We start from the raw sequence: 16047 nt of genomic DNA on the forward strand, positions 1-16047 counted from the left end.
GCTGCGGTAGGGAGTATGGACCAGCCGGTATCCTTGTTTACGAAATAGATACAAATAGGGCTTTTCCTCTATATGATTACTGGAGAATCCTCCCTATAATGTTGGATTAGTGTCATCTACTAACATAATGGACAAGGGGAGATTGGAATTGGGCAGATGGAATAAACATATCGTCAAGCTATGGGGAGCGGGATTCCTGGCGTTGTCGCTTACCTTGGGATCCGTGCAAATGCCGGCAAGCGCCGAAGCAACGCAGAACGTTACGGTTCTTGAATCGTCTCATGAGCTCGTGAACGGCAAGATGCGCGTGACGGCGGACATTCGCAACGGAGGAACCGGAGCGGAAGCGGGATTCTATGTTGTCGGTTACGATGCAAACGGCCAAGCGCTCGAGGCAGTCGGTGATTCCGAATATATGATGAGCGACGAAATCGGTACATATGAAGTGGACCTTGACAGCGGCAGCAGCGTCAAGCGGGTGGAAGTGCTCCCGGCAGGACCGGCTGGTGATCAGGCGCGGCTGCTGGCATCCGGATACTATACGAGCAACGGCGTGGTCAACGTTTCTGGCGTCGTGCAGAATTCTACGGTCGGGCACAATGTGGGTATGCTCGCCGTAGGGTATGATGCTTCCGGCAAAGCGGTCGAAGTGACATCGGCGGACAGCTACTTTGGCGGCAGCGATGTCGGCACCTTCGTCGTAGAGCTTAAAGCAGCGAAGCTGATCAAGAGCGTAAAGGTATCGGTCGTTGATCCGGTTGAAGATGCCGTGAAGCTGCTGCAATCCGGCAGCCGCCTGGAGAACGGAAAGCTTATCGTTACCGGTTCGATTCAAAACCGGAATAAAGGCGGGCAGGCCGGCGTCATCGTTGTCGGCAGCAACGCCGGCGGCAAGGTTCTGGAGGTCAACACGACGTCCGGGTATCTTTCATCCAACGAAATCGCGAATTTCCAGGCCGAGCTGGAAGGCGGCAAAGCCATCAGCGACCTGAAGGTGTTCCTGACAGGCAACAGCCAGACGCCTAAAATCATAGCCGAGGGCAGAACGACCATCAACAACAAGCTTGTCGTTACGATCGGCGTGGAGAACGGGGATGTGTCGCAACGGATTACCGTGAAATCGACGGCGTACGATGCGAAGGGACGCTCCTTGGGGACCGATACGGACTCCATGTTCATGACCGCCAATGAAACGACGACCTTGCGCATTGATTACGATACTCGGGTCAAAAGCGTGAAGCTGAAATATTATGACCAATCCGGCAGAGAAATCGGAGAAGCGCCGATCCGCATCAAAATCAACGGCCAGCTCCAATCCTATGCGCAGTCGCCGGTGATGGTCGGAGGAAGCGTTCTTGTGCCTATGCGTCCGATCTTCGAATCCCTCGATGCTTCGGTCAAATGGGACCAAAAGACGCAAAGCGTATCCTCCTCCAAAGGCTCGACCCAAATCAAGCTGAAGATGGGCTCCAAGCAAGCGGTCGTTAACGGGAAGACGGTTACGCTGGATTCGGCGCCACGGATGGTGAAGGGCACCACGATGGTACCGCTGCGTTTCGTGGCATCCGCGCTGGGCTGTGAAGTGAAATGGGACGGCAATGAGAAAATGGTATTGATTACGACCAAATAATGCGAAAAGGACCATGCGGTAAGCGCATGGTCCTTTTTTATAGGGTAAGTTCAATAAGCGTGCTCCCTCAGCACCTGAATGCCCATGATCACGTTATACACAAAAGCCCCGAAATAGATGATGCCGAACAGAATGAGGTATCCGATGACGGAACCGAAGGAGCCCGAGGTCACGGCCATGTAGATTAACGGGATCGCTGCTATAACGGGGAACAGATGGGAGAACAGGGCGCGGCGTGCGTGCTTGGCCACATAGGCGTCCGGAGATAGAATCCATACAAGGACAGGGAGGATGAACGGTGCAAAGAAGATGCTGAAATACGATAAAGAGGATAAAAGCTGTCTCATGGTATCACGCTCCTGAAGTCATTCTCATGTTTACATATTACCCAGTAAGCAGGCTCCTGATTCGGTCAGGTGATCAGCCCGAAAAAAAGTACTTTGAAAAAATCAAAAGATGCGATATAATATACTTCGTTACTGTTTAAAACATTTTCATACATATATGTCCCAGTAGCTCAGCTGGATAGAGCAACGGCCTTCTAAGCCGTCGGTCAGGGGTTCGAATCCCTTCTGGGACGTAAAAGAAAGAAGCTGCCAATCCTGGCAGCTTCTTTGCGTATTCCAGAAGGGTAATGAACCCCAATTGGGGGTTCGCCTGCGCATACGCTTCGTTAGGATTACTTCGCAGTCGGCCTGGAAGGCCGCATCCCGACTGGGACAAAACGTCCCGTGAGGATGAGAACCCCAATTGGGGGTCCGCCTGCGCATACGCTTCGTTAGGATTACATCGCAGTCGGCCTGGAAGGCCGCATCCCGACTGGGACGAAACGTCCCGTGAGGATGAGAACCCCGAGTAGGGGTCCGCCTGCGCCTATGCTTCGTTAGGATTACATCGCAGTCGGCCTGGAAGGCCGCATCCCGACTGGGACAAAACGTCCCATGAGGATGAGAACCCCAATTGGGGGTTCGCCTGCGCATACGCTTCGTTAGGATTACATCGCAGTCGGCCTGGAAGGCCGCATCCCGACTGGGACAAAACGTCCCATGAGGATGAGAACCCCAATTGGGGGTTCGCCTGCGCATACGCTTCGTTAGGATTACATCGCAGTCGGCCTGGAAGGCCGTATCCCGACTGGGACAAAACGTCCCGTGAGGATGAGAACCCCAATTGGGGGTTCGCCTGCGCCTACGCTTCGTTAGGATGTCGGCCTGAAGGTTTTCTTGCAAACGAAAGGTATTCGTGACACGATTAGAAACAGTGGAGGGGATACATGGGATGAATGATATCACTATGACTTTGGTAAGAGAGACTCACAAGGATCTTCAGGAGCTCATCGCGAAGCTGGACGATTACTTATCGACGTTATACCCGGCGGAAGGGATATTCGGGCTGGATCTGGCCGATCCCAAGGTAAACGAAACGCTATTCGTGGTGGCTTACCATGATGGCCAGCCTGTCGGCTGCGGAGCCATCCGGCCGCTGGATGCAGAATCGGTTGAAATTAAACGGTTTTTCGTGGATGTCCCGTATCGAAATAGGGGAGTAGCTTCCCGGATCCTGCTCTTTCTGGAAGAGCAAGCGAAGACGCGGGGCTATCGTTTCTCGCGCCTGGAAACAGGCGAACCGCAGAAGGAATCCGTTCATTTTTACAAGAAGCTGGGGTATGCCCAGATTGAACCGTTTGGCGAATACATCGGGTGCGAATATAGTTTATGTTTTGAGAAGAGTCTGACATCCTAGCCATTTGGTCTTATAATAGAAGAAAAATATTTTACGAACCCTATCGAGGAGGCATCGAGCATGCAGCTTACTAAAATATCACAGAATACCGCCATTCTATTGGAGCATGCCAGAAAATCGGGGCTGACTTCTTCCGATCTGCTGGAGGCTGTGCGCTCAGGAGACGCAGAGAGATTCCAGATCGCCAATAACGGTCATTTTCACTATGAGGAATTATTCTCTTACGCAAAAGAGCATGGGGAAGATTTGGAGAAAGCCGTTAGCGAGGGGTACCAAATTACGTTTAATACCCGGAACGGGTTGAAGATCTGGCTGGAGGAAGCCTTCCGCATCAGCTCGGAATCCGATTTCAGCGTGGGCGAGGGCATCATTGAAGGATTGAAGCTCCAGAAGGAGCAGTTGGCTCGCTTGAAGGAAGCGCTGGCTGTCAACTGGACCCTGCAGGAAGAGCCGGCGTCAGACGGCGTTCAGGTCAGATTGACCGTCAGAGGATTGCAATAAAATAAGATAGCCACCGTACTTGATCAACATAATAGTACGGTGGCTTTTTTATTAGGCATGATCCGCTCATTCATCAGAGTGAATTTACATCCGGCTCGGAGTAGGCAAACCCAGCACCTCCAGCGCTTCGCCAAGGGTGTTTTTGAATAAGGAAGTGAGCCATACGCGGAATTGGAGCACTTCCTCCTTCGCCTTCAGAATCGGGCATGCCGAGTAAAAATTGTTGAACAGGGAGCACAGCTCATAGGTGAAGTTGCAGATGGCACTAGGAGATAGATCCCGTCCGGCGGCATATAAGGTATCATGCCAGGTGCTGATATGCCGCAGCAGCGCATGTTCCGCTCTTTCCATGGCAGGGAACCGGGCAGGCACAGACGGCGTAACCTCGGCTTCTTGAGCCTTATTAAGCACGCTGAGTGCACGCGCGTAGGAATAGAGCAAATACACCCCCGTATTCCCCGATATTTCAGTGGCCTGCTTCAGATCGAACACCACCTCGGTTTGCAGTGCAAAGCGAAGCAGGTAGTAACGGATGGAGGCGGTTGCGATCGCATGGCTGGACAAACCGTTTTTATCGGATCGGGTGTCCTCGATGACCTTGGCTACTTGATGAATAAGCTCGGTGATTTTGATTCCGATTCCCTGACGTCCGGACATCGCATAGGATGCCTTACCGTCGGAAGTATCGATGCCGAGATCCGCTGCAGCGGAAGGGCTTAACGAGACGACGCCGTAACTGACATGGCGCAGCTTCTCAGCCTCTTGTTGGAAGCCCAGGCCTTCCAAAGCCTGCTTCACCATCGCCTGCGGGTACTGCTGCCTGTAATCAATGACGTTGATGACCATGTCCGCTTTGCCGTAAGAACGCTCCTCGCCGTGCGAGCTCGTGGTCCAAACCTCGTCGGTGAATTTTTTATATACAAAATCATTGGAAAGCACGCCGTATTTCCACAAGTGGTAGGCGATGTCCTTGGCGGTGTAAGTCAGGATGCCATTGGAGCGCACCAGCACTTTATCGATGCTGTGGTCCGACTCCGCCTCGTCTCCGGCTTCGGTTCCTGATTGCTTGAGCACCCAGCAGCCTGCAAGTTTACCCTCGGTTTCCTGATGGAAAAGCGGGGTATTCTTCAACAGCTCGAACGCGGACGCCCAGAATCCCTCCCTAACAATGCTGCTCTCCCATACAAGCAGATCGTATTCGATGCCGAACTGCTTCATCTCCTCAAGATGCTCCTTAACGATTCGCTCGGCAACAAGCAGTCCGATCCAGGAAAGGTTCTGATTGCCCTCTTCCAATGCGTGCAGAACCTCGGTCCGATGCTGAACCAGCCCCGGCTCCCTTTCGTAGGCTTTATTGGTGCTTGAATACACGTCCCAGCAGTAATCGCCGAACCGGGCATGCTCCTTCGTCAGCGGCGTGTGGAGCAAGCCGACCACCGTATCCGCCAGCTGATTGCCCAGGTCGTCGATATAATTATGCACCTCGACCTCATAACCCAGCTTCCTCATCAATCTCACGAGCGTATCTCCGATACAGGAATTTCGAAGATGCCCGATATGGGCGGACTTATTCGGGTTGATGGACGTGTGCTCAATGACGATCTTTTCGTTAGCTGCCGGGGGGAGTTCAAAATGGTGGCTCGCCCAATACTCCCAATCGATGCGCAGATTCATAAAGCCCGGAGCGACAATCTCAGTCGAGCGGACGAGCTGTTTGTAGGATGCGTCCTGCTCGAGCTCGGCTTGGATCAGCTCGGCGATTTGCAGGGGAGCCTTGCGGAGCACCTTCGCAAGCTGCATCGCAACGTTGGTTGCGTAATCCCCATGCTCCATGCTGGCAGGCTGCTCGATCCGGATCGGAGTGGACTCCGGCAGTTTGGTGCCGTAAGCTTCGCAGACCTGGTTCACGGCTTGTTGAAGGCTCGAAATAATCTTATGACTTAACACGGTAAATCCCCCTTTAAAAAAATAAAACGACTCAGAAAATCAAAAAAGCCCTCATCTCCAAAAGAGACGAGGACTTGTGCTCGCGGTACCACTCTTGTTGTTAAACCCCGCAAGGGTCTAACCACCTTCATACGATAACGGCGTAAGCCGGGGCTCCCTACAGCATGGTGCTTCGGAAGGCCATCTCCTGGGTCCGCTTCACGGCCGACTTTGTACCGGTTTCCACCCTCCCGGCTCGCTTGGACTAAAGTCAGTGCAGTTACTCTCCCAATCAACGAAAATAATATTCTCAAGTTTTTTCATATTATAACCATTCTATTTAGAAAAGCAACCCCCAATGGCTAAATCTTTTCTGCAAATACTCGCAGGCGCCGGTAATCCGCGTAGAAAGCATCCTCTTGCCATAGCGTCGATTGAGCAGCTAGGCTGATGCGAGCGATCGCTTCGTCCTTCGATTCAGCCGAGAATCCGGCAAAAAAGCAATCGCCAAAATGCAGCAGCCAATGCTTTATGCCGTCCTTGCCTTCGGATAATCGCGTGGGACGGTCGAAATGATGGGCGAGATGCACGCGGAACCCTTGGGCTTCAAGCAGGCTGGCATACTGCCCAAGACTAGGAAAATACCACGGATTCCGGGCGTCCGCATCGATTCCGTAATGATCGGCGAACACGGTTTTCAAGGCTTGGTAGATGCCGTCTATATTCCCTTTGCCTCCGAACTCGGCAACGAATCGGCCGCCGGGCTTAAGGGCTCCACGTACGGAGCGTACCACGCCTTCAGCATCCTTCATCCAGTGCAGGGCCGCGTTTGAGAAGACGGCATCGTATGGCGTTTCGGTTTCGAAGTTCTCGCCATCCCCGGTCAGAAACGGAAGTCCAGGATATTTGCTTTTGGCCCGCTCAATCATCTCGCTGGAATAATCCATGCCGGTTACATGTGCGCCCGATTTGGATATTTCATGAGTCAAGTCGCCGGTTCCGCAGCCCAGATCGAGAATCCGTTCTCCGGGTTGAGGCGCCAGCAGCTCTGCAGCTCCTTTTCCATAAGCAGATACAAACGATAGCTGTCGATCGTAATCGTAAGGTTTCCATACTTGCTCTGACATAACAACACCCCTCCACGCATGATTTATCCTCATTGTGACATGATCGGCTTATAATTAGAAATATATAAATTCGATAACGCTGATAGGTTTAACTAATAAGAGGGGGAACAAAAAGCCGCTTTGTCAGCGGTTTTATGCAGAGGACTATTTAACGGCAACAAGAAGCGCGCCAACGGCAATGAGTGCAACGCCGGCTGCGTTAATCCAGGAGATTTTCTCACCCAGAAACACAAAGGCCAGGATCACGGCAATAACCACGCTCAATTTATCGATAGGGCCTACCTGCGATACTTTGCCGTATTTTAACGCCAGAAAATAAAACAGCCAGGACAACGCGCCCGCGATGCCGCTGAGCACAATAAAGCTGAGTGCCTTTTTCTGAACCAGAATTTCTCCGAGCTCCGAGAATTTCCCCTGAACCGCTACGACCCCCAGCAGAAACAGGGCCATAATGACGGAGCGAATGGCCGTTGCCGAATTGGCATCGATGTTCTGCAGGCCTATTTTTCCGAAAATGGCCACAAGTGCCGCCGTGACTGCCGACAGCAATGCGTATACAAGCCATAATGGCATGCGTACCTCTCCTTTTCGACAAGATAAAGTCTCTGATTAATGTACCGGATTCCTTTATAATAGTATAGAGCAATTTGAAGGATCTCATGAATGTTCAAAGTATTGAACGACTTGGAAAGGGCTGGATGAAAAATGACACATCATATCGCGGCTTATACAGAAGCTTACCATGATCAGCTGGTGGAATTATGGCTTCGTGCCGTATCCCAAACGCACGATTTTCTGACGGAGGAAGATATCCGGTTCTATTATGGCATGATGCAAAGCGGGGCACTGAGGTCCGTGGAGATATGGATGTGCTTGAATACGGAACAGGAAGCGATTGGATTTATCGGACTGGACGGCTCCAAAATCGAGATGCTGTTTGTGGATCCCCTGCACCACGGCCAAGGGACGGGAACGAAATTGATCCGGCATGCCGAACGGCTGAAGGGGCCCGGACTTCAAGTGGATGTGAATGAACAGAACCCCAAGGCCCACGCTTTTTATAAAAAATACGGATTCGTGCAGATCGGCCGTTCGGAGCTCGACGGTTCCGGAAAGCCGTTTCCGCTTATTCATATGCAGCTGCGGTAATGTCATGGATCGGCCCAGCCGAGTCCACGATAATCGCGAGTATAATATTTTCAAAAAAGCAGCCTATCTTTGGGTGAAAGAACAAACATCGATAGACGGTATGTTTTAACCTATCCAATGAAAAAGGGAGTGCAGCTAAACTGGAGGAGTCAATGAAGTTTTTTCCGAGCAACCTGTCGTTCCGCTATCCTTGGCGCTCCTATCAGAAGCGCGTGCTCCACGGGCTTGACCATCATCTGAAGAATCGCCAATTGCATCTGGTGGCGCCGCCCGGTTCGGGGAAGACCGTTCTTGGATTGGAGGTCATGCTTCGGATTAATCGGCCGACGATTATATTGGCTCCCACCATCACCATTAAACAGCAATGGGCAAGCCGTCTGGTGGAGCTGTTTCTTGACGAAGATGTCCAGCCGGAGTGGGTCTCGACCTCGCTCAAGCGACCGGCATTGGTAACGATTACGACCTACCAAGCCCTACACAGCCTGATTAGTGCAGCAGGGCAGCCGACTTCTGCGAAGAAGAAGGTCATCGCGGGGATGGTGCAAGCGGACCAAACCGGTGATGAGAATCAGGAGTTTTCGGATACGGGCATGGAAGACGCTGAGGCTGAACCGGCCGGGAGGGACGCTGACCGCGAGGACGATATCACGGACGGCACCGAGGCTCAAGAAGCTCTGGATCTGTTGAAGCAGCAGGGATATCATACGCTTATTTTTGACGAGGCGCATCATCTTCGAATGTCTTGGTGGCAAAGCGCCATGCAGCTGTGCGAAATGCTGGACGAGCCGACCAAGATTGCGCTTACGGCCACTCCGCCATACGATGTCAATCCGAGGGAATGGCAGCGGTATATCGAGCTTTGCGGCCCTATCGACGAGGAGATCAGCGTGCCCGAGCTGGTTCGCCATGGGGAGTTGTGTCCCCATCAGGATTATATCAGCCTGACAAGGCCAACTCATGAAGAGGCCGCTAAACTGCGGGAATTTCGAATGCAGGCACAACAGGTCAAAGACGAGTTGGTCCGAGATGAGTTTTTGGCGGATTTGATCGTCCATCACCCCTGGATAACACGGTCCGAGGCGTACATGGAGGACATTTTGTCCTCCCCGGGGTATTACTCCAGCATGGTGCTCTATCTGCGAGCGGCCAATCGGCCGATCTGGAAGGAGGCTGTGAAGCTGCTCGGCATGGAAGAGAAGGAAGCGCCCGACTTTACGGAGGAGTGGCTGGAGGAGCTCCTTGGCGGCATGCTGTATAAAGACGCCCATATTGATCGCGAGCTGCCGGAGTTAAAGGCGTTGCAGAAGAGGCTCAGCCGGTTGGGGATGATTGAACGGCGGAAGGTGTATATCAGATCGACGCCTGCGATTGATAAAATGCTGGTCCAGAGCGTCTCGAAATTGCACAGCATCGGCCGCATTCTTGAATTCGAGCGCTCCATGCTGGGGGAGAGCATGCGGATGGTGATCTTGACCGATTATATCCGCAAGGAGGACCTGCCGAAGGATGCGGACGACGAGAAGCCGCTGAATCGGCTCGGCGTTGTTCCGATTTTTGAGCTGATCCGAAGGCAGCTAGCGGAGAAAAGCGGCTCACGGGGCGATCGCGAGTTGCCCATCGGTATTTTGACAGGCTCCTTTGTGGTGCTCCCGGTGACGGCTATGCCTTTGGCCAGGACTTGCGCCGATCGACGGGGCCTCCGCTTGTCGGAACGTCACCTTGCCCATGACGGCCGTTATGTAACGATGGATGTTCGCGATGCAAATCGCTCGGCTATCGTGGCTATTATAACGGAGGTGTTTTCAGAGGGGGCATTCAGGTGCTGATCGGTACGGCGGCTCTCCTGGGCGAGGGATGGGATGCTCCCGGGATCAATTCCTTGATCATGGCATCGTATGTAGGCTCGTTCATGCTGTCCAACCAGATGCGGGGACGGGCGATTCGGGCCCAACGCGGGAACCCGGATAAGACCGGAGCGATCTGGCATCTGGCATGCGTCGATACCGCCCAAATCGATGGGGGCGAGGATTTGAGCTCGCTTGCGCGCAGATTTCGATCTCTCGTCGGTCTATCGATCTCGCATCAAACCATAGAGTCGGGCATGGAGCGCATGGGACTTGATCTTCGGAAAAGCCAAACCGCAGAAAGCATCAGCGCCTATAACCGCGACACATGGGAGCGGGCGAGGCAGCGGCATCTCTTGAAGGAGCGATGGAATTCGGCGATTGCCCTTCACAGCTCCATGACGGAGGAACTGACGGTGGATCGGGAGCGTATTCCTAAGCCTTTGATTTTCTCGCATACGGTAAAGGCCGTGCTTGCTTTTGCCGTTGGTTTGGGGCTGGGCGCCTTCATGGAGACCTTAACGTCGCCGGTTTTGCTTCAATCGGACGCGCCGGCTTGGTTCAGCCTGCTATTCTCGGCCGCCATTGCCTTGATCGTATCCAGTCCTTGGATATTTAAAGCCGTCAAAATGGTAATGCGTCATCAATCGCTGGAGCGGAGCATTCGAGAAGTGGCTCTCGTCGTGTATACGGCGCTATACGATATGGGGCTGGTCGAAACCGAGCCAAGCCTTCACCGGTTGAGGGCGGTGGAGGAAGGAGGAGCCGTCGTGTGTTGGCTAAAAGACGGAACCACCCAGGAGAAGACGCTTTTCCTGAATTCGCTGCAGCAGGTGCTGGACCCGATCGAGAACCCGCGTTATCTTTTGTACCGCGAATCGCGGGGCCGGTTTGCGACCAGGCGGGATTACCATGCCGTACCGGAGGAAATCGGACGTCGAAAAGAGCATGCGGAACGCTTTGCCCGGCTGTGGCGCAAGCATATCGGTCCGGCCGAGCTGGTCTACACCCGTACGCCGGAAGGCAGAAAAATGCTCCTGACCGCGCGAACGCGGGCTTTGTCCTCCATGTTCGTGAAGAAATCGGAGCGGGTTAGTGCTTGGAGGTAGAGGATCCGGAGTGTTCGCGGAATGTGGAGGGAGTCATGGGATGGGGGGTGATGCACCGTGCTGCGCTGCCTTAACGGACCCAGGGGCCGTTAATTGAGGGAAAAACCCTCATACAGGTATGGTAGCGGACCAGAAGTCCGTTATTTATGAAAAATGAGGGTAATTTGACTGTGAATTAGCTAAATAACGGCTGTGGTGTCCGCTAATTTCTAAATCGGGCCGTTTTTGATGAAATAACGAACCTACGGTCCGCAAAAGTCGTGTAAGGGTGTATGTCGTATTGGAATCGGCCATGATGTTCATATGTAGAATGTCGATAGTGCATCAGAAGGGATACGGCCCTTGGGGCCGATTGGGAATTGGTTCTACAGAAGCATAGGCTCCAACAAACTCAAGTATGGGTTCATCACCCTTCTGGAATACAAAAAAACCAGCTAATACTTGTCAAGCATTATAACTTGGTTAAATAATAGAATACTGATATACTTTTCTAAACAGCACAAATAACCTTCAGTGGCGTGAAGGTTATGGGAAAATATGGTTTTTAGGCTTTGTAGGGTTCGCTTTTACTTAGGATGGCATAAATGTGATGGAGAAGCTTGTTGGCGCAAGCGATCACGACCACCTTGTAGGGCTTGCCCTCTTTTCTTTTTTTGTCGTAGTAATCACTGATCCTGCGGTTTGCACGTCTGCGAATCCCGCACTGTACGGCAAGATAGAGTGCTCGCCGTAGTCTTTTTGAGCCTCGTTTCGTGATCCGGTTGCTTGTAGCCGTGAATTTTCCTGAGCTGTAAATCCCCGGATCTAATCCTGCGTAGGCTACAAGTTGCTTCGCATCCTTGAACTGGCTTGCATCGCCCAGCTCTGCCACGATGGCTGCCGCAAGTTTGTTCCCTACACCCGGGATACTTTTGACCAATTCCACTTCAGGCAACTCCCCAGCCAGTTCTTCCATCTGCTTTTCCAAATGATTTAACTGTTTATCGAATTCCAACAGCAGGGAGACCATGCTAGTCAACGCTATGCTCTGGGATCGACTCCTCTCTTGTGTTTTCCAGCCCAACACGAGTTCTTTCAACCGTTTTGTTTTCTCCGTAATCCATCCTTTGGAGTGGGATTTACCTACACATTCAAGGATCAGATCCCCCACATCTTCGACCTTGTTCTCCAAACATCGCTCTAGCACTTTTAATGATGTGGTCGCATACAGATTATGAAATAATCCGATGAAGTCCGGAAACACCTGCTCAAGCAAAGCTCTGCTGTTTAACTTGGCCTGTACGTACATCGCGGTTACAAACTCATGTTGCCTCGTTAAGTGTTGAAGCTCGGTGTAGGTTTCCTCCCACTCTCGATGCGCTTTAACGTCCCCTCGGTAGTACATCTCAGCCAAATGCCATGCATCTGCTGCATCTGTTTTCACCTTGCGAAGTTGCGTACCTTTCGATCGTTTCGCTTGCAGAGGGTTAACGATGTAATGAGTCCATCCACTACGTTTAAGATACCCTACCAGACTTCGATGGTAATGTCCGGTCGCCTCAAGGACAACAACGGGCTCGACGCCACTTTTATGTTTGAGTGTTCCTAACAGTTCCCCTAGCCGTTCAAAACCTTCCGGCCCATGATGAAGCTTCTCCATCCTCCCGAAGGGTTTTTCGCGACCGATAAAGGCCTGGATAACGCTAACCCCTTTGGCCACGTCTATTCCTACTACTGGCTGCATAATAACCTCCTTGATTCGATACCGGCATTCCCACATGGTCTCCAACCCCATAGCTTCGCTTGTGATGCGAGGTCTAAAGCCTCTACCAGCTCAAACATAGTCGTTGGACGGTAGTGAGAGAACCGTTTTTTTGACGGGATCTGCGTCCCTAAGCCACCTTCGTTCTCCCGGCTACCACCATCGTATAATGCCTACAAAAATAGGCCAACCAGAAATCTGGTTGACCTAATAATACGAAAGCTACCGATGGTAGCTTCCCAGAAGGGATACGGCCCTTCGGGCCGACTGCGAAGCAATCCTCCCGAAGCGTAGGCTCCGACGAACCCCTTCTAGGGGTTCTCATCCTCACGGGACATAAAAAAACACCGTCATATGACGGTGTCTTCTTTTACGTCCCAGAAGGGATTCGAACCCCTGACCGACGGCTTAGAAGGCCGTTGCTCTATCCAGCTGAGCTACTGGGACATAGAAATTTTTCAAGCAAAAAATATATTATCACATACACAGGAGAAATTCAATCATTATTTTATGACATAAAGTTTTTCGGATTTGCAAGATTATTCGAGTATCATATCGGGTTATATTGATAAAATATACGCCCGAAAACTGGGGATCGCCGTCTTTATGTTGCCAGGGGCATGATGCACGCAAGCTGTTACGCCCTTTTTTAAACTTGGCAGTACATATGCTATAATCAACGAATACGAAAAACAGGACCAGAAAGGAGGTGTCCTTATCAAGGACTCTTACTCCCAAGAACAAGAGGATAAGAACATCATCCTGTTTCCGAAGACGCTGGATTATTACCAGATTCAGCTTACGGTTATGCTCGAGAACGAACGTTACGGTGAAGCGATGGAAGTGCTGCGTTTTCTGCTGAAGTGCGGGGGACAGAACGAACGGCACTATGAAGAGTGGAACTCGCTCCTCGAATGGCTTGAAGCCGCATTTCCGGAACAGGCCATGCCCCGTTCGGTCGATTTCGATGCTGAGGCTGACGAGGATGATCCGGACGAGTCCGAGATGGCGAGACAGATGGTCAGGGACAAGGTTGCCCAGGATGCCGGATACGCCGACAAGCTGCTGGCTTCGGTCATGACCGGGCCGCTGACGGAGCAGACCATTTTGGCGCTGGAACAGCTCGCTTATCTGGACCGTCCGGAGATAGACGCGATTCTGGTCGAATGGCTGCATGATACGCCGCTTCATCCCCTGCTGCAATTCCGGGTGCTGCAAACGCTCCGGAGAAGAGGGATGGAAGGGCACGTAAGCCTTCATCGCGGGCAGGAAGCCGTCGAGATCGAGATCGATACGGTTCCCTTGGATCCGGGAGGCTTCCCGGACGCGATTACGAGGATTTTGGAGCGCGTTGCGGATCAGACCGAGGTCCATGAGCCGACGCTGTTTTATTTTGCCCAGGAATTATGGTCCCAGTTCATCATGGCGATTTACGGCACGGAGGACTACCATTCCATGCTGGACGAAGAAGAAGCCACGCTCGATATATGGGCCGCAGCGCTGCATGACATCGTGTCGGAGAGCCTGAAAGGTTTTCGCAATGAGGAGGAAATCCGCCCGCTTTACGGCATCACGGACACCATGCGGTTCCGCTATGAGGGAGCCTATCGATCTCTCAAGCAATTCGTCGCTGCAGGCGTGGAAGATTAGCCAGAGCTGGAAAACGTTTACGGTGTCGCGGCATAAGGGTTCGCCCTTGAAAAAGGATTTAATGTTGTTTATACTATAGTGGTTATTCGGTACGTGATACATTATTGCGTCGACCACGTGAATTATTTTGGAGGGGAAAGCATAAATGAAAGCAACTTGGGAAAAAATAGAGAAGAACCTTGGCGTTCTTGACGTTGAGGTTGATGCGGAGCGCGTTGCATCCGCTCTCGACAAGGCTTTTAATAAAGTAGCTAAAAAAGCAAATGTACCTGGATTTCGTAAAGGTAAAGTGCCTCGGCCGATCTTTGAAGCGCGTTTTGGCGTAGAGAGCCTGTATCAGGATGCAATCGACATCCTTCTTCCGGAAGTATACAGCGAAGCTGTGGAACAAGTGGATATCTTCCCTGTGGATCGTCCGGAAGTGGACATCGAGCAGTTCGCTAAAGGCGAAACTTTCAAGTTCAAAGCTAGAGTAACCGTGAAGCCGGAAGTTAAGCTTGGCGAATACAAGGGCGTCGAAGTTGCTGCAGTAGCTGCAGAAGTTTCCGACGAGGAACTGAGCGAAGAGCTTGAGCGTCTGCAACAACGTCATGCTGAGCTTACCGTTATCGACGAAGGTGCTTCCCAGTCCGGCGATATCGTTGTAATCGACTTCGACGGTTCCGTTGACGGCGTTCCTTTCGAAGGTGGACAAGCTGAGCGTTATTCCCTTGAGCTTGGAAGCAACACGTTCATTCCAGGCTTTGAAGACCAAGTCATCGGTATGGCTACAGGAGACTTCAAAGACGTGGAAGTGACCTTCCCTGAAACTTACCATGCTGAAGAATTGGCTAACAAACAAGCCGTCTTCAAAGTGAAAGTGCACGAAATCAAACGCAAACAGCTTCCTGAGCTGGATGATGAATTCGCTAAAGACGTTAGTGAGTTCGATACGCTTGATGAGTACAAGGAAGATCTGAAGAAGCAATTGCTGACTCGCAAAGAGCAAGAAGCCCAAGGCGTTCGTGAGAACGAAGCCGTTGAAAAAGCAGCAGCAAACGCTGAAGTTGAAATTCCGGAAGCCATGATTCAATCCGAAGTTCAAAACATGATGCGCGATTTCGACAACCGTCTTCGCCAGCAAGGCATGAACCTGGAAATGTTCCTGAGCTTCTCCGGCCAAACCAATGCCGATCTGGAAGGCCAAATGAAGGACGATGCTGAAAAACGCGTTCGCAACAACCTCGTGCTGGAGCAAATCGCGAAGGAAGAGAAACTCGAAGTATCCGAAGAAGAAATCAACAAAGAGCTGGAAAACATGGCTGATACGTACAAACGTTCCGCTGATGAAATCCGCAGTATCCTCGGTGCTAACGGTTCCCTCGACAGCCTTCGTGAAGAACTGCTTCTTCGCAAAACGATCGACTTCTTGCTGGAAAACAGCGTAGAAGGCGCTCCTGTTGAGAAAAAAGAAGCAACTGAAGAATAATAAATAGGCGGCTGCCGAAGCTGCCCTCACATTAGATAAGGCACGTACATTTCATGCGTGCCTTATTTTTAACTAAGAATAGCCAATTTACTACTAAATGTGACATGAATTGGTTATAAATTTCGACATACATAATGAGACAAGTTGGCAGGATATAAT

Annotated in this window: 13 protein-coding genes, 2 tRNA genes and 1 other annotated feature; of the genes, 9 read left to right on the forward strand and 6 right to left on the reverse strand. The window is 51.7% G+C overall.

Annotated features, from left to right (window positions below; translation table 11 throughout):
• Positions 1–148 precede the first annotated feature (148 nt).
• Positions 149–1630 carry a copper amine oxidase N-terminal domain-containing protein gene (locus P0X86_RS08030; RefSeq protein ID WP_277748290.1) on the forward strand — a complete coding sequence of 494 codons (1482 nt, stop codon included), beginning with the start codon at positions 149–151 and terminating at the stop codon, positions 1628–1630.
• 50 nt (positions 1631–1680) lie between these two features.
• Here the strand turns inward: P0X86_RS08030 and P0X86_RS08035 are convergent, their stop codons facing one another.
• Positions 1681–1977 (reverse strand): magnetosome magnetite crystal formation protein family, encoded by a 297-nt coding sequence (locus P0X86_RS08035; RefSeq protein ID WP_015733988.1) that lies wholly within the window; start codon positions 1975–1977, stop codon positions 1681–1683.
• 159 nt (positions 1978–2136) lie between these two features.
• Between P0X86_RS08035 and P0X86_RS08040 the strand changes: the two genes are divergently transcribed.
• The 3 genes from P0X86_RS08040 to P0X86_RS08050 all read left to right on the forward strand — a co-directional run bounded on the left by P0X86_RS08040 (position 2137) and on the right by P0X86_RS08050 (position 3874).
• Positions 2137–2210: transfer RNA gene (locus tag P0X86_RS08040), tRNA-Arg, on the forward strand.
• 698 nt (positions 2211–2908) lie between these two features.
• Positions 2909–3373 carry a GNAT family N-acetyltransferase gene (locus tag P0X86_RS08045; RefSeq protein ID WP_096775384.1) on the forward strand — a complete coding sequence of 155 codons (465 nt, stop codon included), beginning with the start codon at positions 2909–2911 and terminating at the stop codon, positions 3371–3373.
• A gap of 60 nt (positions 3374–3433) precedes the next feature.
• A complete protein-coding gene (locus tag P0X86_RS08050; protein WP_096775385.1) occupies positions 3434–3874 on the forward strand; it encodes a hypothetical protein in 441 nt (146 codons plus the stop codon).
• An 84-nt stretch (positions 3875–3958) separates the two neighbouring features.
• On the opposite strand, the gene P0X86_RS08055 is transcribed toward P0X86_RS08050, so the two are convergent.
• From P0X86_RS08055 to P0X86_RS08065, 3 genes are all read right to left on the reverse strand, one after another.
• On the reverse strand, positions 3959–5821 hold the full coding sequence (locus P0X86_RS08055; RefSeq protein ID WP_277748291.1) for an arginine--tRNA ligase: 1863 nt from the start codon (positions 5819–5821) through the stop codon (positions 3959–3961).
• A 59-nt stretch (positions 5822–5880) separates the two neighbouring features.
• Positions 5881–6105: a binding site (T-box leader), on the reverse strand.
• A 57-nt stretch (positions 6106–6162) separates the two neighbouring features.
• A complete protein-coding gene (locus P0X86_RS08060; protein WP_277748292.1) occupies positions 6163–6927 on the reverse strand; it encodes a class I SAM-dependent methyltransferase in 765 nt (254 codons plus the stop codon).
• A 144-nt stretch (positions 6928–7071) separates the two neighbouring features.
• Complete coding sequence (locus P0X86_RS08065; protein ID WP_015733993.1) at positions 7072–7500, reverse strand: EamA family transporter; 429 nt, start codon at positions 7498–7500, stop codon at positions 7072–7074.
• Positions 7501–7632: 132 nt separating this feature from the next.
• Between P0X86_RS08065 and P0X86_RS08070 the strand changes: the two genes are divergently transcribed.
• The 3 genes from P0X86_RS08070 to P0X86_RS08080 all read left to right on the forward strand — a co-directional run bounded on the left by P0X86_RS08070 (position 7633) and on the right by P0X86_RS08080 (position 11029).
• Entirely contained in the window at positions 7633–8076 is a 444-nt protein-coding gene (locus P0X86_RS08070; RefSeq protein WP_090910458.1) for a GNAT family N-acetyltransferase, read from the forward strand.
• 152 nt (positions 8077–8228) lie between these two features.
• Positions 8229–9902, forward strand: coding sequence for a DEAD/DEAH box helicase (locus P0X86_RS08075; RefSeq protein ID WP_277748293.1), 1674 nt, complete (start codon positions 8229–8231; stop codon positions 9900–9902).
• Positions 9896–11029 carry a P-loop NTPase family protein gene (locus tag P0X86_RS08080; RefSeq protein ID WP_277748294.1) on the forward strand — a complete coding sequence of 378 codons (1134 nt, stop codon included), beginning with the start codon at positions 9896–9898 and terminating at the stop codon, positions 11027–11029. The genes P0X86_RS08075 and P0X86_RS08080 overlap by 7 nt, the downstream gene beginning before the upstream one ends.
• Before the next feature lie 544 nt (positions 11030–11573).
• Here the strand turns inward: P0X86_RS08080 and P0X86_RS08085 are convergent.
• Together P0X86_RS08085 and P0X86_RS08090 are read right to left on the reverse strand one after the other, a co-directional pair.
• Positions 11574–12752: an IS110 family RNA-guided transposase gene (locus P0X86_RS08085; RefSeq protein WP_277745938.1), complete on the reverse strand. Its 1179-nt coding sequence runs from the start codon at positions 12750–12752 to the stop codon at positions 11574–11576.
• A 391-nt stretch (positions 12753–13143) separates the two neighbouring features.
• Positions 13144–13217: transfer RNA gene (locus P0X86_RS08090), tRNA-Arg, on the reverse strand.
• 360 nt (positions 13218–13577) lie between these two features.
• On the opposite strand from P0X86_RS08090, the gene P0X86_RS08095 reads away from it, so the two are divergent.
• Both P0X86_RS08095 and tig read left to right on the forward strand, forming a co-directional pair.
• Positions 13578–14420: a hypothetical protein gene (locus P0X86_RS08095; protein ID WP_192569334.1), complete on the forward strand. Its 843-nt coding sequence runs from the start codon at positions 13578–13580 to the stop codon at positions 14418–14420.
• Between the two features lie 145 nt (positions 14421–14565).
• Positions 14566–15888 (forward strand): trigger factor, encoded by a 1323-nt coding sequence (gene tig, locus P0X86_RS08100; RefSeq protein ID WP_277748295.1) that lies wholly within the window; start codon positions 14566–14568, stop codon positions 15886–15888.
• Positions 15889–16047: the final 159 nt, after the last annotated feature.

Origin of the sequence: Paenibacillus sp. BR1-192 (assembly GCF_029542445.1) — a bacterium.
GTDB lineage: Bacteria > Bacillota > Bacilli > Paenibacillales > Paenibacillaceae > Paenibacillus_AQ > Paenibacillus_AQ lautus_A.

Bases quoted from the DNA above. Each gene is read 5' to 3' on its own strand.
- P0X86_RS08035 (WP_015733988.1), bottom strand. From the start codon at position 1,977: ATGAGACAGCTTTTATCCTCTTTATCGTATTTCAGCATCTTCTTTGCA.
- P0X86_RS08045 (WP_096775384.1), top strand. From the start codon at position 2,909: ATGAATGATATCACTATGACTTTGGTAAGAGAGACTCACAAGGATCTT.
- P0X86_RS08050 (WP_096775385.1), top strand. From the start codon at position 3,434: ATGCAGCTTACTAAAATATCACAGAATACCGCCATTCTATTGGAGCAT.
- P0X86_RS08060 (WP_277748292.1), bottom strand. From the start codon at position 6,927: ATGTCAGAGCAAGTATGGAAACCTTACGATTACGATCGACAGCTATCG.
- P0X86_RS08065 (WP_015733993.1), bottom strand. From the start codon at position 7,500: ATGCCATTATGGCTTGTATACGCATTGCTGTCGGCAGTCACGGCGGCA.
- P0X86_RS08070 (WP_090910458.1), top strand. From the start codon at position 7,633: ATGACACATCATATCGCGGCTTATACAGAAGCTTACCATGATCAGCTG.
- P0X86_RS08075 (WP_277748293.1), top strand. From the start codon at position 8,229: ATGAAGTTTTTTCCGAGCAACCTGTCGTTCCGCTATCCTTGGCGCTCC.
- P0X86_RS08085 (WP_277745938.1), bottom strand. From the start codon at position 12,752: ATGCAGCCAGTAGTAGGAATAGACGTGGCCAAAGGGGTTAGCGTTATC.
- P0X86_RS08095 (WP_192569334.1), top strand. From the start codon at position 13,578: ATGCTCGAGAACGAACGTTACGGTGAAGCGATGGAAGTGCTGCGTTTT.
- tig (WP_277748295.1), top strand. From the start codon at position 14,566: ATGAAAGCAACTTGGGAAAAAATAGAGAAGAACCTTGGCGTTCTTGAC.